Annotated in this window: 14 protein-coding genes; 9 read left to right on the top strand and 5 right to left on the bottom strand. The window is 64.6% G+C overall.

Annotation, left to right across the window (positions count from 1 at the left end):
• Positions 1-8: 8 nt before the first annotated feature.
• The 3 genes from OKW38_RS16625 (at position 9) to OKW38_RS16615 (ending at position 2,796) form a co-directional block, all read left to right on the top strand.
• Positions 9-572 (top strand): YceI family protein, encoded by a 564-nt coding sequence (locus OKW38_RS16625; protein WP_187618936.1) that lies wholly within the window; start codon positions 9-11, stop codon positions 570-572.
• 111 nt (positions 573-683) lie between these two features.
• The gene (locus tag OKW38_RS16620; protein WP_429336610.1) at positions 684-1,253 is read left to right on the top strand and encodes a YceI family protein; all 570 of its coding nucleotides are present in this window, start codon (positions 684-686) and stop codon (positions 1,251-1,253) included.
• A gap of 265 nt (positions 1,254-1,518) precedes the next feature.
• The gene (locus OKW38_RS16615; RefSeq protein ID WP_429362362.1) at positions 1,519-2,796 is read left to right on the top strand and encodes an MFS transporter; all 1,278 of its coding nucleotides are present in this window, start codon (positions 1,519-1,521) and stop codon (positions 2,794-2,796) included.
• Positions 2,797-2,892: 96 nt separating this feature from the next.
• Here the strand turns inward: OKW38_RS16615 and secF are convergent, their stop codons facing one another.
• The 5 genes from secF to queA all read right to left on the bottom strand — a co-directional run bounded on the left by secF (position 2,893) and on the right by queA (position 8,966).
• A complete protein-coding gene (gene secF, locus OKW38_RS16610) occupies positions 2,893-3,843 on the bottom strand; it encodes a protein translocase subunit SecF (protein ID WP_090803074.1) in 951 nt (316 codons plus the stop codon).
• Between the two features lie 18 nt (positions 3,844-3,861).
• Positions 3,862-5,961: a protein translocase subunit SecD gene (secD, locus tag OKW38_RS16605; protein ID WP_090803076.1), complete on the bottom strand. Its 2,100-nt coding sequence runs from the start codon at positions 5,959-5,961 to the stop codon at positions 3,862-3,864.
• Between the two features lie 116 nt (positions 5,962-6,077).
• A complete protein-coding gene (gene yajC / locus OKW38_RS16600; RefSeq protein ID WP_184034524.1) occupies positions 6,078-6,407 on the bottom strand; it encodes a preprotein translocase subunit YajC in 330 nt (109 codons plus the stop codon).
• A 195-nt stretch (positions 6,408-6,602) separates the two neighbouring features.
• Complete coding sequence (tgt, locus tag OKW38_RS16595; protein ID WP_429362361.1) at positions 6,603-7,793, bottom strand: tRNA guanosine(34) transglycosylase Tgt; 1,191 nt, start codon at positions 7,791-7,793, stop codon at positions 6,603-6,605.
• A gap of 114 nt (positions 7,794-7,907) precedes the next feature.
• Complete coding sequence (gene queA, locus OKW38_RS16590) at positions 7,908-8,966, bottom strand: tRNA preQ1(34) S-adenosylmethionine ribosyltransferase-isomerase QueA (RefSeq protein WP_429362359.1); 1,059 nt, start codon at positions 8,964-8,966, stop codon at positions 7,908-7,910.
• 189 nt (positions 8,967-9,155) lie between these two features.
• Between queA and recG the strand changes: the two genes are divergently transcribed.
• The 6 genes from recG to ubiA all read left to right on the top strand — a co-directional run bounded on the left by recG (position 9,156) and on the right by ubiA (position 16,390).
• Complete coding sequence (gene recG, locus OKW38_RS16585; protein ID WP_429362357.1) at positions 9,156-11,492, top strand: ATP-dependent DNA helicase RecG; 2,337 nt, start codon at positions 9,156-9,158, stop codon at positions 11,490-11,492.
• Between the two features lie 102 nt (positions 11,493-11,594).
• Positions 11,595-12,554: a LysR substrate-binding domain-containing protein gene (locus tag OKW38_RS16580; RefSeq protein WP_090803085.1), complete on the top strand. Its 960-nt coding sequence runs from the start codon at positions 11,595-11,597 to the stop codon at positions 12,552-12,554.
• A gap of 361 nt (positions 12,555-12,915) precedes the next feature.
• Positions 12,916-14,370: a catalase gene (locus OKW38_RS16575; RefSeq protein ID WP_429362355.1), complete on the top strand. Its 1,455-nt coding sequence runs from the start codon at positions 12,916-12,918 to the stop codon at positions 14,368-14,370.
• Between the two features lie 107 nt (positions 14,371-14,477).
• Entirely contained in the window at positions 14,478-14,642 is a 165-nt protein-coding gene (locus tag OKW38_RS16570) for a hypothetical protein (protein ID WP_184034506.1), read from the top strand.
• A gap of 153 nt (positions 14,643-14,795) precedes the next feature.
• Positions 14,796-15,293 carry a Dps family protein gene (locus tag OKW38_RS16565; protein ID WP_184034504.1) on the top strand — a complete coding sequence of 166 codons (498 nt, stop codon included), beginning with the start codon at positions 14,796-14,798 and terminating at the stop codon, positions 15,291-15,293.
• Positions 15,294-15,526: 233 nt separating this feature from the next.
• Positions 15,527-16,390: a 4-hydroxybenzoate octaprenyltransferase gene (gene ubiA, locus OKW38_RS16560; RefSeq protein WP_429362353.1), complete on the top strand. Its 864-nt coding sequence runs from the start codon at positions 15,527-15,529 to the stop codon at positions 16,388-16,390.
• Positions 16,391-16,400: the final 10 nt, after the last annotated feature.

The raw sequence follows: 16,400 nt of genomic DNA, 5'->3' as shown, positions 1-16,400 counted from the left end.
GGACAACCATGAAGGGTTCGTTTTATCGCTACATGCTGGCCGCGTTCGCAGCGGCGTCGCTGAGCGCCGCGGGCGCGGCGCTCGCGCAGGTCGACGTCGCGAAGAGTTCGGTGACGGCTACCTCGAAGCAGATGAACGTGCCGGTCGAAGGCAAGTTCAACAAGTTTACGGCGCAGGTCAGCTTCGATCCGGCCAAACCGACGGCCGGCAGCGCGCAGCTCAACATCGACGTCGCCAGCTACGATCTCGGCGACGAGAGCTACAACGAGCAGGTGCGCGGCAAGGAATGGTTCGACGCGAAGACCTTTCCGAGCGCGACGTTCGTGTCGAGCGCGATCGCGCCGGCCGGCGGCAGCCAGTTCAAGGTGACCGGTAAGCTGACCATCAAGGGCAAGTCGGAGACGGTCGTGGTGCCGGTCACCGTCGGCCAGCAGGGCGCGATGCAGACCTTCGACGGCGCGCTGCCGATCAAGCGCTCGCAGTTCGACATCGGCACCGGCGAATGGAAGGACACATCGGTCGTCGCCGACGAGGTCGTGATCAAGTTTCATATCGTCGCCGCGCGCAAGTAACGCGCACGGCGCTCGCGAGGTCCGCCGCGCCACGTGGGGCGCGGCCGCTTTCCCACCGCAGGTTGCACCGCGATTTTCAACGCAAAACAGGAGCACGAATTGAAAACGTCCATATTGATCGCTATTGGCGCGCTGGCTTCGTCGCTGTCGCTCGGCGCCTTCGCCGCCGATACCTATCTGCTTGATCCGATGCATACGTTTCCGAGCTTCGAGGCCGACCACTTTGGCGGTCTGTCGATCTGGCGCGGCAAATTCACGAAGACCACGGGAACGGTGACGCTCGATCGCGCGGCCAAAACCGGCACCGTCGACGTCACCGTCGATCCCGCTTCGGTTCAGACCGGTAACCCGAAGCTCGACGATCACCTGAGGGCCGCCGAGTTCTTCGACGTCGAGAAGTATCCGACCGTGACCTACAAGGGCACCGAGATCAAGTTCGACGGCGACAAGCCCGTCGAGGTGATCGGCACGCTGACGATTCGCGGCATCACGAAGCCGGTGAATCTGAAGATCGATTCGTTCAAGTGCATGCAGCACCCGGTCCTCAAGCGCGAAGTCTGCGGCGTCGAGGCGAGCACCGAATTCAATCGCGCCGATTACGGCATGGACTTCGGCGCGAAGTACGGCTTCAGCATGCAGACGCGCCTGCATATCCAGTCGGAAGGTATTAAGCAGCAGTAGGCGCGCCGCTGTTGCGATTCGATCCGCGCTGCGCTGCAATACGAAAACCGCTTTGGTCGTTCACCGACGAAGCGGTTTTTTGTCGCCCGTTGCAAACGCCTCGGCCATGGTGGCGCGCCTCGGCCATTTGTCGCTCGCATCGCCTTTATTTTTTCAGTTAAATAGAGCGCAAGCAGTCATGCCGGTGCTGCGCGTTGCCGGGATGGCCTGGGCGGACGTTATGCGTTCGTGTCGATAAATATTTCGCGCAGTACAGGAGATCTGGATGAATGCAACGACAGCAGCAAGCGTCGCGGGAGGCCGGCAGAATTCGTGGCGCGCGGTGGTGGCCGCCTCGATCGGCAACGCGCTCGAATGGTTCGATCTCGTGGTGTACGGCTTTTTCGCCGTGACCATCTCCAAGCTGTTTTTTCCGGTCGGCAACGAGACCGTATCGCTGCTGCTCACGCTCGGCACGTTCGGCGTGTCATTCTTCATGCGGCCGCTCGGCGCGATCGTGATCGGCGCGTACTCGGACCGCGCCGGGCGCAAGGGGGCGCTCACGCTTTCCATCCTGCTGATGATGAGCGGCACGCTGATCATCGCAATTTTGCCGACCTACCAGAGCATCGGTCTCGCCGCGCCGCTGATCCTCGTGCTCGCGCGGCTGATGCAAGGCTTCTCGGCCGGCGGCGAATTCGGCAGCGCGACTGCGTTTCTCGCCGAGCACGTGCCCGGCCGGCGCGGCTTCTACGCGAGCTGGCAGATGGCGAGCCAGGGTCTGACGACGCTGCTCGCGGCCGGTTTCGGCGCGTTGCTGACCGGCCAGCTGTCGCCGCAACAGATGGCATCGTGGGGCTGGCGCGTGCCGTTCTTCTTCGGTCTGCTGATCGGGCCCGTTGCGTTCTACATCCGCACCAGGCTCGACGAGACGCCCGAATTCCTCGCCGCCGAAACGACGCAGACGCCGCTGCGCGATACGTTCGCGACGCAGAAGCTGCGGCTCGTGATCGCGATGGGCGTGGTGATCCTCGGGACCGTGTCCGCGTATCTGATGCTGTTCATGCCGACCTATGGCGTGCGGCAACTGGGGCTCGCGCCGTCGGTCGCGTTCTCGGCGATCGCGGTGACGGGTCTGATCCAGATGGTGTTCTCGCCGGTGGCCGGGCATTGGTCGGACCTGCATGGACGCACACGCATCATGCTGGGCGCGGCCGTGCTGCTGTTCGTGCTCGTCTATCCGGCGTTCGCGTTCCTGATCGCGCATCCGAGCTTCGGCACGCTGATCGTCTGGCAGATCGTGTTCGGTTTTCTCGTCAGCGGCTACTTCGGCGCGACGCCGGGACTGCTGTCGGAGATATTCCCGGTGCAGACGCGCACGACCGGCATGTCGCTCGCGTATAACATCGCGGTGACGATCTTCGGCGGCTTCGGGCCGTTCATCATCGCGTGGCTGATCAGCGCGACCGGTTCGAAGGCAGCGCCGAGCTACTACGTGATGTTTGCCGCGCTGCTGAGCATCGCGGCGCTGATCGGCGCACGGCGCAAGCTGGGGTTCCGCTAGGAACGAGGCGGTAACGACGGCGTCCGCAAACGCAAAAGGCCGGTTCGACAGAACCGGCCTTTTTTATTGTGCGCATCCTCAGCGGTTACGCGCGCATCAAACCTGGGCGCCCGCGTTCGGATCGTCCGGATCGACGCGTTCCTTCTTGTCCTTGATCAGGTCTTCGCGCTTGACGCCGAACCACATGGCAAGAGCCGCGGCGACGAACACCGACGAGTAGATACCGAACAGAATACCGACCGTCAGCGCGAGCGCGAAGTAGTGCAGCGTCGGGCCGCCGAACAGGAACATCGACAGCACCATCATCTGCGTACAGCCGTGCGTGATGACGGTTCGCGACATCGTGCTGGTGATTGCGTGGTTGATCACTTCGATCACGGTCATCTTGCGTTCGCGGCGGAAGGTTTCGCGAATCCGGTCGAAGATAACGACCGACTCGTTGACCGAATAGCCGAGCACCGCGAGCACCGCGGCCAGCACCGACAGCGAGAACTCCCACTGGAAGAACGCGAAGAAGCCGAGAATGATGACGACGTCGTGCAGGTTGGCGATCACGCCGGCGATCGCGTACTTCCATTCGAAGCGGAACGACAGGTAGATCACGATGCCGGCCACCACGCAGGCGAGTGCAAGCAGACCGTCGGTGGCGAGCTCCTTGCCGACCTGCGGACCGACGAACTCGACGCGCTGCAACTGCACTTCCGGCGTGTCGGCCTTCAGCGCGCCCATCACCTGGTCGCTCTGCTGCGCGGACGTGTAGCCCGTCTTCAGCGGCAGACGGATCAGTACGTCGCGCGAGGTGCCGAAGTTCTGCACCTGCGCGTCGGCATAGCCGAGCTTGCCGAGCGTGTTACGCACCGGGTCGAGCGGCACCGCGCCCGGATACTGCACCTCGATCACGGTACCGCCGGTGAATTCCACCGACAGATGCAGCCCGCGATGCACGAGGAAGAACACGGCGGCGAGGAAGGTGATCAGCGAGATCGCGTTGAAGATCAACGCGCGCTGCATGAACGGAATGTCTTTACGGAAACGGAAAAATTCCATGGTCTTGTTCTCCGGGACTCAGCGGGATGAACCCGGTTTTTGCCGCGTCGAGTCATTCGACGTCGGCGTGCCCGGCGCATTGCGGCGACGCACGGTCGGTTTCGAGCGACCCTGCGCGCCGGCCGCGGCCGGTGCCTTCGAGCTTGCCTTCGCTTTCGCCTTCGCCTTCGCCGTGGCGATGGCCTGCGCGGTGTCGGTCGCGGCGTCGCTGCCGCCGAGGGTGTTGCCGGCATACGCGGCCGAGCCTGCCGCCGCCGTTTGCGGACGCCACACCTGGCCGATCGACAGCGACTTCAGCTTCTTCTTGCCGCCGTACCAGAAGTTGACCAGGCCGCGCGAGAAGAACACCGCCGAGAACATCGACGTCAGAATGCCGATACAGTGGACGATCGCGAAGCCGCGCACCGGACCGGAGCCGAACGCGAGCAGCGCGAGGCCGGCGATCAGCGTGGTCACGTTCGAGTCGAGAATCGTCGCCCATGCATGCGCGTAGCCGTTCTGGATGGCCAGTTGCGGCGGCGCGCCGTGGCGCAGTTCCTCGCGCACGCGCTCGTTGATCAGCACGTTCGCGTCGATCGCCATACCGAGCGCGAGCGCGATAGCGGCGATACCCGGCAGCGTGAGCGTGGCCTGCAGCATCGACAGGACCGCGACCAGCAGCAGCAGGTTCACGGAAAGGCCGATCATCGAGATCACGCCGAACAGCATGTAGTACGCGCTCATGAATACGGCGATGGCCGCGAAGCCCCACACGACCGAGTGGAAGCCCTTCTTGATGTTGTCGGCGCCGAGGCTCGGGCCGATCGTGCGTTCCTCGATGATTTCCATCGGCGCGGCGAGCGAACCGGCGCGCAGCAGCAGCGCGAGGTCGGCGGCCGCTTGCGGGGTCGGCTGGCCGGTGATCTGGAAGCGGTCGCCCAGTTCCGACTGAATCGTCGCGACGGTCAGCACTTCGCCCTTGCCGTGCTCGAACAGCACCATCGCCATTGGCTTGCCGATGTTGTCACGCGATACCGCGCGCACCGCGCGGCCGCCGGCCGAGTCGAGACGGATATTGACCGTCGGACGCTGATGCTCGTCGAAGCCCGCCGACGCGTCGATGATGCGGTCGCCGGTGAAGATCACCTGCTTGCGCAGCAGCACCGGCGTCTGGTTGCCTTGCGTGAAGAGTTCATCGCCCGGCGGCACCGGCTCGTTCGGGTTCGGATGCGTGTTGACCGGATCGGCGAGGCGCGCTTCGAGCGTCGCCGTACGGCCGATGATGTCCTTCGCCTTCGCGGTGTCCTGCACGCCCGGCAGCTCGACGACGATGCGGTCCGTGCCCTGTTGCTGGATCACCGGCTCGGCCACGCCGAGTTCGTTCACGCGGTTATGCAGCGTCGTGATGTTCTGCTTGAGCGCGGCCTCCTGCACCTCGCGCTGCACGGCCGGCGTAAAGGTGCCGACGAGCTGCACGCCGCCGTCCGCCCCGGTGTTCGGCTGCGACGCCCACTGAAGTTCGCTGACGCTGCGGCTGAGCAGCTTGAGTGCCGCGTCCGCCGTGGCCTGGTCGGCCAGATTCACCACCACCGACTGGTTCACGCGATTCACGCCGCCGTCGCGCACGTTGTTGTCGCGCAGGAGCGTGCGCACGTCCGAGGCGTCCGAGTCGAGCTTCTTGTTCAGCGCGCCGGCCATGTCGACCTGCAGCAGGAAGTGCACACCGCCGCGCAGGTCGAGACCGAGGTACATCGGCAGCGCGCGCAGCGCGGTCATCCAGGTCGGCGACGCGCTTTGCAGGTTCAGTGCGACGACGTACTGCGGATCGTTCGGGTCGCTATTGAGCGACTTCTGCAGCAGGTCTTTCACGCGCAACTGCGTGTCCGTGTTCGTCAGGCGCACGCGGATGTTCGCGTTGTTCTGCGAGTTGTCGAACGTGATTGCGGTCGGCTTGATGTGATTGGCCGCGAGCGCGGCTTCGATCGACGCTAGCGTGGCGGCGTCGAGTCTGACCGTGGCCTTGCCGCTCGACACCTGCACCGCCGGCGCTTCGCCGTACAGATTGGGCAGCGTGTACACGAGGCCGATGACCAGAGCCACCAGCATCACGGCGTATTTCCAGAGGGGGTAGCGATTCATGAGTGGTCCAACGGGAAGGTTGGCTTGGATGCGATGCGTCCGGCGATGAGCGCGGGCCGTTCAGCGAACTGCCTGAACCGCCGGCGAGGCCGCACCGGACGCGGGGAGTGCAGGCCTTACAGCGACTTGATCGTGCCCTTCGGGAGAATTGTCGTGACCGACGCCTTTTGCACGGTGACTTCCGTGCCTTCCGAGATTTCGATGCCGACGTAGGCTTCGCCCACCTTCGTCACCTTGCCGACGATACCGCCGTTCGTCACGACTTCATCGCCCCTGGCCATCGCTGCGAGCATGTTGCGATGTTCCTTCTGACGCTTCATTTGCGGGCGAATCATGATGAAGTACAGTACGCCGAACATCAGGATCAGCGGCAGGAAGCTCATCAGGTTCGATTCGATACCACCTGCTGCTGCGCCTTGCGCGAAGGCATTGGAAATGAACGACACGTTGGTCTCTCCGTTATCAGTCAAACGATCAAAAAAATCAGCCGATTATTCTACCACCGGCCACACGCGCGCCGGCGCGGCGAATTGGCTTTGCGATCAACCGTTTAAAGGTCCGATTCGGGGCAAATTCAGCGGCCGGCGAAAGTAAATTGTAAGTTGTCCGCGTGCGGCATGCGCAATCCATGTGGCGGGCCGTCAGGACGACGGTTCGACGCCGCGCGCGCGGTCTTCGTGGAAACGCTTGCGGAATGTCTCGAACAGTTTCGCCTCGATCGCATCGCGCATTTCCTGCATCAGTTCCAGGTAGTAATGCAGGTTGTGGATCGTGTTCAGCTGCGCGCCGAGAATTTCGCCGACGCGATGCAGGTGGTGCAGATAGCCGCGCGTGAAGTTGCGGCAGGTGTAGCAGCCGCATTGCTCGTCGAGCGGGCGCAGCGAGTTCCTGTGCGTCGCGTTGCGGATCTTGATGTCGCCGAAACGCGTGAAGAGCCAGCCGTTGCGCGCGTTGCGCGTGGGCATCACGCAGTCGAACATGTCGACGCCGGCCGCGACGCCGGCCACCAGGTCTTCCGGCGTGCCGACGCCCATCAGGTAGTGCGGCTTGTCGGCCGGCAGCTTCGGGCCGATGTGGTTCAGGATCCGCATCATGTCTTCCTTCGGCTCGCCAACCGACAGACCGCCGATCGCGAGGCCGTGGAAGTTCTTCTGCGCGAGGCCGGCGAGCGACTCGTCGCGCAGATCCTCGAACATGCCGCCCTGCACGATGCCGAACAGCGCATTCGGATTGCCGAGGCGCTCGAATTCGTCGATCGAGCGTTGCGCCCAGCGCATCGACATGCGCATCGATTCGGCGGCTTCCTTGTGCGAGGTCGGGATGTTGTTGGTCGCGTACGGCGTGCATTCGTCGAACTGCATCACGATGTCCGAGTTCAGCACCTTCTGGATCTGCATCGACACTTCCGGCGACAGGAACAGCCGGTCGCCGTTGATCGGCGACGCGAACGTGACGCCGTCCTCGGTGATCTTGCGCAGATCGCCGAGCGAGAACACCTGGAAGCCGCCCGAGTCGGTCAGGATCGGCTTCTTCCAGCCCATGAAGCCGTGCAGGCCGCCGTGCGCCTCGATGGTTTCGAGGCCGGGTCGCAGCCACAGGTGAAACGTATTGCCGAGGATGATCTGCGCGTGCATTTCGTCGAGCTCGCGCGGCTGGACCGCCTTCACGGTGCCGTAGGTGCCGACCGGCATGAAGATCGGCGTCTCCACCACGCCGTGATTGAGCGTGACGCGGCCGCGGCGCGCGAGGCCGTCGGTGCCGAGCAGTTCGAATCTGAGGCCGTTCTGCGGGCGCTCATGGGCAGGCTGTTGCAAGGGATGACCAAGGGTCATGGGGATCACTCCTGGGCGACCGGAAAACAGTCCGGCGCAATCAATGAAAACCGCCACGAGGGATCGCGGCGGCTAGAAAAACTGCCAATACGCTGAAGCAGTGCTCGAACCGGCTCATGCATCGCGCCGCGTGAGCAGCATCGCGTCACCGTAGCTGAAAAAACGATAGCGCTCGTCGATCGCATGACGGTACGCGGCGCGAATCGTCTCGACGCCCGCGAACGCCGACACCAGCATCAGCAGCGTAGATTTCGGCAAATGGAAGTTCGTGACCAGCCGGTCGACCACGCGGAACCGGTAGCCCGGCGTGATGAAGATGTCGGTTTCCGCGCTCGCCGCGCCGAGCGGATGGCCGGCGGCTTCGGCGTCGCGCGCGGCGGCTTCGAGCGCGCGCAGCGAGGTCGTGCCGACCGCGATCACCCGGTTGCCGCGCGCTTTGGTCGCGGCGATCTTGTCCGCGAGCGCTTGCGGCAGGTGATACCACTCGCTGTGCATCTTGTGCTCGGCGATGTTTTCGACGCGCACCGGCTGAAACGTGCCCGCGCCGACGTGCAGCGTCAGCGTCGCGCGGTCGATGCCGAGGGCGTCGAGGCGGGCGAGCAGCGTGTCGTCGAAGTGCAGGCCGGCGGTCGGCGCGGCGACCGCGCCCGGGTTCTGCGCGAATACGGTCTGATAGCGGGTTTCGTCGGTCGCGTCGGGGTCGTGCTCGATGTACGGCGGCAGCGGCAGACGGCCGTACTGCTCGATCATCGTCAGACAGTCGTCGGGGAAATGCAGCGTGTAGAACTGATCGACGCGCTCGCCGACGGTGACGTCGAACGCATCCGCGAGACGGATCGTCGTGCCCGCCTGCGGGCTCTTGCTCGCCCGGATCTGCGCGAGCGCGCTGCGCTCGCCGGTCAGGCGCTCGACCAGCACTTCGATCTTGCCGCCGCTCGACTTCTGGCCGAAGAAGCGCGCCTTCAGCACTTTGGTATCGTTGAAGACGAGCAGATCGCCCGGCGCGAGGCACTCGGGCAGTTCGGTGAAGCGGCGGTCGATCAGGCGCGCGGCGCCGTCGGCGGCGCCTGCGGCGTCCACGTCGAGCAGACGGCTTGCGCTGCGCTCGGGCAGCGCGACTTGCGCGATCAGCTCGGGCGGCAGATCGAAATCGAAATCGGAAAGCGTAAACATGCGAACGACTGGAAGCGGGTTGGGACTGATTTGGGACTGAATTGAGCCGAAGCCGGAGCCGGGCGGCTATGATGGCGGGACGCCGAAGCGGCCCGCGCGCTTTGTGCCGCATCCTGCCTACGCAGGACGCGCGAAGGGCGGCACGACTTCTTTTCGACAGCACCCGATATTGTACTTGCGAAGCAGCCTATGCCTTTGTCCGACCGCCGATCGTCCGTTGCCACCCTCGAAGCGGGCGCTGAACCGCGGCGCCGCGGTGCGCGGGCGGAGGCGGGGGAGCGAGATGCGGCGCAAGCGGGCGCACAAGGCGGCATGATGGCCGCTGGCCACGATCTCGGGCGCGACGGCGACAAGCCCGGCGGCCACGCGGGCGACCCGCCGGATCAATTCGCCGCCGACCACGCGAGCGACGACAAACCCGCCGCCAAAACCAAAGGCGCGGCAAAAGCCGCCGCCAAAGCCCCGGTCAAAACCGCCGACAAGCTCGCCAAACTCGGCCTCACACGCGACATCGACCTCGTGCTGCATCTGCCGATGCGCTACGAAGACGAAACCACGCTGACGCCGATCGGTCACTTGCTGCCCGGCGGCATCGCGCAAACCGAAGGCGTCGTGTTCGACAATGAGATCGCCTATCGCCCGCGCCGGCAGCTGCTCGTGAAGCTGCGCGACGCCGACGGCGACGAACTCGTGCTGCGCTTTCTGAATTTCTACGGCTCGCAGGTCAAGCAGATGGCGCCCGGCGCGCGCCTGCGCGTGCGCGGCGACGTGCGGGGCGGCTTCTTCGGCATGGAGATGGTGCATCCGACCGTGCGCGTCGTCGACGAAGACACGCCGCTGCCGCAGGCGCTGACGCCGGTCTATCCGAGCACCGCGGGCGTGTCGCAGGCGTATCTGCGCAAGGCGATCGACAACGCGCTCGCGCGCACGTCGCTGCCGGAGTTGCTGCCCGCGCCGGTCGCGCGCGCGTTTCTCGAACCGCTCGGCGTGCCGGCGCTGATGGACGCGGTGCGCACGCTGCATCATCCGGGCCCGCAGTCGGACGAAACGGCGCTGATCGACGGCACGCATCCGGCCTGGGTGCGCATCAAGTTCGAGGAGCTGCTCGCGCAGCAGATGTCGCTGAAGCGCGCGCACGACGAGCGGCGCACGCGCGCCGCGCCGGCCATGCCGCGCCGCAAGCTCGGCGACGAATCGGCGCTGGTCGCGCGGCTGCTGAAGGCGCTGCCATTTACACTGACGGCCGCGCAGCAGCGCGTCGGCGGCGAGATCGCGCTCGACCTGACGCAGCCGCATCCGATGCAGCGGCTGTTGCAGGGCGACGTCGGCAGCGGCAAGACGATCGTCGCGGCGCTCGCCGCCGCGCAGGCGATCGACGCCGGCTACCAGGCCGCGCTGATGGCGCCGACCGAAATTCTCGCCGAGCAGCACGCGCGCAAATTGCGCGGCTGGCTCGAGCCGCTCGGCGTGAGTGTCGCGTGGCTCGCGGGCAGTCTGAAGACGAAGGAGAAGCGCGCCGCGATCGAAGCGGCCGCGCTCGGCACCGCGCAACTCGTGATCGGCACGCACGCGATCATTCAGGACGCGGTCGAGTTCGCGCGCCTCGGACTCGTGATCGTCGACGAGCAGCATCGCTTCGGCGTCGCGCAACGGCTCGCGTTGCGCGCGAAGGCGCAGGGCGCCGCCGACGGCGCGGCCGACTTCCAGCCGCATCAACTCATGATGTCCGCGACGCCGATTCCGCGCACGCTCGCCATGACCTACTACGCGGACCTCGACGTCTCCACGATCGACGAACTGCCGCCCGGCCGCACCCCGATCCTCACGAAGCTCGTGTCCGACGCGCGCCGCGAAGAGGTGATCGGCCGCGTGCGCGAGGCGGCGTTGACGGGGCGCCAGGTGTACTGGGTGTGTCCGCTGATCGAGGAAAGCGAGACCCTGCAGTTGCAAACCGCGGTCGAGACCTACGAGACACTGGTGGCCGCGCTGCCCGAGCTGAAGGTCGGGCTGGTGCACGGGCGCCTCGCGCCCGCTGAAAAGGCCACGGTGATGGACGCGTTCTCGCGCAACGAGATCCAGCTGCTGGTCGCGACCACGGTGATCGAAGTCGGCGTCGACGTGCCGAACGCATCGTTGATGGTGATCGAGCATGCGGAGCGCTTCGGTCTCGCGCAGCTGCATCAGTTGCGCGGACGCGTGGGGCGCGGCAGCGCCGCGTCGGTCTGCGTGCTGCTCTACACCGGACCGCTGTCGATGACCGCCCGCGCGCGCCTGCAAACGATGCGCGAAACCACCGACGGCTTCGAGATCGCCCGCCGCGACCTCGAAATCCGCGGGCCTGGCGAGTTCCTCGGCGCGCGGCAGTCAGGCGCCGCGATGCTGCGTTTCGCCGACCTGCAGAACGATCAGCACCTCATCGAGCCGGCGCGCGAAGCCGCCGCGACGCTGCTCGACCAATATCCGGACGTGGTCATTCAGCATCTGGCGCGCTGGCTCGGCGCGCGCGAGCAGTATCTGAAGGCCTGAGCGCCGTCCCCGCCGCAAGCACAACGGCTAAAAAGTTGGCGAACCGACCCTATAGGTGTATAACTAGAACCTATCGAATCCATCAGACTGATTGATCCCCGAATGACGCTCACCGAATTGAAATACATCGTGGCGGTGGCCCGCGAGCGGCACTTCGGCCGTGCCGCCGAAGCGTGTTTCGTCAGCCAGCCCACGCTGTCCGTCGCCATCAAGAAGCTCGAAGACGAGCTGAACGTGCAGATTTTCGAGCGCGGAACCAGCGAGGTCAGCGTGACGCCGATCGGCGAACAGATCGTTACGCAGGCGCAACGCGTGCTCGAGCAGACGCTCGCGATCAAGGAAATCGCCAAGCAGGGCAAGGACCCGCTGCTCGGTCCGCTGCGCCTCGGCGTGATCTACACCATCGGACCGTACCTGCTGCCGACGCTCGTCAAGCAGATGATCCGGCGCGTGCCGCAAATGCCGCTGATGCTGCAGGAAAACTACACGCTGAAGCTGATCGAGCTGCTCAAGCAGGGCGAAATCGACGTGGCGATCATGGCGCTGCCGTTTCCCGAAACCGGGCTGATGCTGCGTCCGCTGTACGACGAGCCGTTCGTCGTCGCGCTGCCGTCCGGCCACGCATGGGAAAGCCGCCCGAAGATCGACCCCGACGACCTGAAGCAGGAAACCATGCTGCTGCTCGGCAGCGGGCACTGCTTCCGCGATCACGTGCTCGGCGTGTGTCCCGAGCTGATGCGCTTTTCGCAGAACGCCGACGGCATCCAGAAGACCTTCGAGGGCTCGTCGCTCGAAACGATTCGTCATATGGTCGCCAGCGGCGTCGGCATTACCGTGCTGCCGCGCATGTCGGTGTACGAGGTCAAGCCACATGCGGGCGGTATCGACGCGGGCCTGCTCAGCTATGTCGCGTTCGACGAGCCGGTGCCCGATCGCCGCGTCGTGCTGGCATGGCGCAAGAGCTTCACGCGCATGCCCGCGATCGACGCGATCTGTGACGCAATCGCCGCGTGCGACCTGCCGGGCGTCAAAAAGCTCGATCTGCCCGCCGCCGTCAACTGACTCGCCAGCATCCGCAGCCGCGCCGGACACCGGTGCGGCCTGCCGCAAAAAGGGCGCAAGCCCTATCGAATAGATTAAATTAATCAAATACGAATATTCGATAGGTGTTGCTATAGTTTCCTCCACGGATCGCCCGATCCCTTTATTCGATAAGGCTTAGCGCCCGGACTCCGAGTCGGGGCGCGAGACAAGCCAGGAGGAAAACACCATGCACGCGCTTTCACAGCCCATCCACGCTTTTCCCGCGCAACCGGCCACGTCGCCGTGTCGTTGCTGGCCGACCGGGTGCTGGCCGCCTGACGTGCCTACCCGTGACGGCGTCCGTCGCGCACGGATGCCGCATGCTTTTCCAGGAGTGCCCATGTCCGAACGTAAGCTCACCAATGCCGCCGGCGCGCCCGTCGCCGATAACCAGAACTCGATGACCGCCGGCCTGCGTGGCCCCGTGGTGCTGCAGGACGTCTGGCTGCTCGAAAAGCTCGCGCACTTCGATCGCGAAGTGATTCCCGAGCGGCGCGTTCACGCGAAGGGTTCGGGCGCGTTCGGCACGCTGACGGTGACGCACGACATTTCGCGCTACACGAAGGCGAAGGTATTCGCGCAGGTCGGCCAGGAAACGCCGCTGTTCATGCGCTTTTCGACGGTGGCCGGCGAGCGTGGCGCGGCCGACGCCGAGCGCGACGTGCGCGGCTTCTCGATCAAGTTCTACACCGAAGAAGGCAACTGGGACGTGGTCGGCAACAACACGCCGGTGTTCTTCATTCGCGATCCGCTCAAGGTTCCGGACTTCATTCATACGCAGAAGCGTGATCCGTACACGAATCTGCGCAGCAACGTCGCCGCGTGGGACTTCTGGTCGAGTCATCCGGAGTCGCTGCATCAGGTGACGATTCTGATGAGCGATCGCGGCATTCCGAAGAACTACCGGCAGATGCACGGCTTCGGCTCGCACACGTACTCGTTCATCAACGCGAGCAACGAGCGTTTCTGGGTCAAGTTCCACTTCAAGTCGCTGCAAGGCATCGAGAACTTCACCGACGCCGATGCCGCGCAGGTAGTCGCCAATGACCGCGAAAGCGCGCAGCGCGATCTGGTGAACAGCATCGACGCGGGCAACTTTCCGAAGTGGCGCTTCGCAATTCAGGTGATGCCGGAAGCGGATGCGGCGAACTACCGCTCCAATCCGTTCGACATCACGAAGGTGTGGTCGCAGAAGGACTATCCGTTGATCGACGTCGGCACGCTCGAACTGAATCGCAACGCTGCGAACTATTTCGCGGACGTCGAGCAGGCGGCGTTCACGCCGGCGAACGTGGTGCCGGGCATCGGATTTTCGCCGGACCGTCTGTTGCAGGGGCGGCTGTTCTCGTACGGCGATACGCAGCGTTACCGGCTCGGCATCAATCATCACCAGATCCCGGTGAATGCGCCGCGCGTGCCGAACCCGCATTCGTTTCATCGCGATGGCGCGATGCGCACCGACGGCAATCGCGGCGGCAATGTGAATTACGAGCCGAATCGCTTCGGCGACTTCGTGCAGGACGCGAACGCGTCCGAGCCGCCGCTCGCGGCGGGCGCGGTCGCGCGTTACGAGCATCGCGAGGACGACGACTACTACACGCAGCCGCGCATGTTGTTCGCGCTGTTCGACGACGCGCAACGTGAGCGTCTGTTCGGCAATATCGCGCGACATATCGACGGCGTGCCGCAGGAGATCGTTGCGCGTCAGATCGAGCATTTCCGCCGCGCCGATCCGGCTTACGCGGAGGGTGTGATCGCGGCGCTCGCCGCGTTGCGGGAAGGCAGGAACCGCTAGGCGTCATAGACGCGGCGGATGGTAAAGCAGTGGCAAAGCATTGGCAAAGTCATCGACGGCGCGGCGCATTGCTGCGGTCCGTCACGAGACGAACCCGGAGTACGATCATGATTCGGATGATGATGGCGAGCATTGGCGGTCGGGCCGCCGCGCCGAGCATGCAGGCGCAATGGCAGGCGTTGATGTTTCGCAAGGCGCTGGGCTTTGCGATCGTCGCGAGCGGCTTTGCGGTAATCGCCGCGCAGGCGTTGCAACACGCGCTGGGCGGCTGAGCGCCGTACCGCCAGAATGGCTGCGCAGCAAGGCTCTCGGGCACGCGTTGCGGAAACCTTGCGGCATTCACGCTACACTGTCGAACGTTTTATTCGTGTTTTCGCTGACCGTCATCTGCCGACCGGTTCGTATCACTCTTCAAAGGAGTCATCATGGCCAAGAAAGAAGCCGCCGCAGCAGTACAGCACGTCAACATCGGGATCAGCGACAAAGATCGCAAGAAGATCGCCGAAGGGCTGTCGCGTCTGCTCGCCGACACCTACACGCTGTACCTGAAGACCCACAACTTCCACTGGAACGTCACGGGTCCGATGTTCAATACACTGCACCTGATGTTCGAAACGCAGTACAACGAACTCGCGCTCGCGGTCGACTCGATCGCCGAACGCATCCGTGCATTGGGCGTGCATGCGCCGGGCAGCTACAAGGATTTCGCGAAGCTGTCGTCGATCCCCGAAGCGGACGGCGTGCCGGCCGCGGAAGACATGATCCGTCAGCTGGTCGAAGGTCAGGAAGCCGTGGTGCGCACCGCGCGCGCGATTTTCCCGTCGACGGAAGCCGCCAACGACGAGCCGACCGCCGACCTGCTCACGCAACGCATGCAGACACACGAAAAGACCGCATGGATGCTGCGCTCGCTGCTCGCCTGATTTGGCGCAGCTGAGCCGGTCGAGTCGAGTCCGATGCCGGCGCCGGCATCGCGCGCGCCGTGCTAAAAACGCACAAGCCTCCCTGCACGGGAGGCTTTGTTTTTTGCGCCGCTGCCGCACGACGCACAGATTCGAGCGCGTGGCACTTCGATACGCGGCCGCGCGAATCCTGGGCCGCCGTGCGCTTCCCGTAAAATAGGCGCACCGTGTTCGCACTTCACCGAATTCGTCCCATGTTCGCCCGACTTCCCCTGTATCTGCGCCTCGTGCGCATGGACAAGCCGATCGGCAGCCTGCTGCTGCTGTGGCCGACGCTCAACGCACTGTGGATCGCGTCCGGCGGTCATCCGTCGTGGCAATTGCTGGTGATCTTCACGCTCGGCACGGTGCTGATGCGCTCGGCCGGCTGCGCGATCAACGACTACGCGGACCGCGATTTCGACCGTCACGTGAAGCGCACCGAGAACCGGCCGATCACGTCCGGCAAGATCAATGCGTGGGAAGCGGTCGTGTTGGCAACCGTGCTGTCGCTGGTCGCGTTTCTACTGATTCAGCCGCTCAATGCATTGACCAGGGAGTTGTCGGTGGTCGCGCTGTTCGTCGCGGGCACGTATCCGTTCGTGAAGCGCTTCTTCGCGATTCCGCAGGCGTATCTGGGCATCGCGTTCGGCTTCGGTATTCCGATGGCGTTCGCCGCTGTGCAGGATCACGTGCCGCTGCTCGCGTGGGCGATGCTGGTCGCGAATATCTTCTGGGCCGTTGCGTACGACACCGAATACGCGATGGTCGATCGCGACGACGACATCAAGATCGGCATCCGGACGTCGGCGCTGACGTTCGGCCGTTTCGACGTGGCCGCGGTCATGCTGTGCTATGCGGTGACGCTCGGGATTTACGTCGGCATCGGCGTGACGCTCGGGTTTGGTCCGCTGTACTGGCTCGGCTGGGCGGTCGCGGTGGGTTGCGCGATCTATCACTACACGCTGATCCGCCATCGCGAGCGCATGCCGTGCTTTGCCGCGTTCCGTCACAACAACTGGCTCGGCGGCGCGTTGTTCGCGGGGATCGCCGCGCATTATGTGGTGGCTTCGTTTTAATTCGCGTCCG

Source organism: Paraburkholderia sp. MM5496-R1 (genome assembly GCF_050436205.1).
In the GTDB taxonomy this organism is placed as follows: domain Bacteria; phylum Pseudomonadota; class Gammaproteobacteria; order Burkholderiales; family Burkholderiaceae; genus Paraburkholderia; species Paraburkholderia tuberum.
Note: the sequence above shows the minus strand (reverse complement) of the source record. Positions and strands in the feature narration are given on the sequence as shown.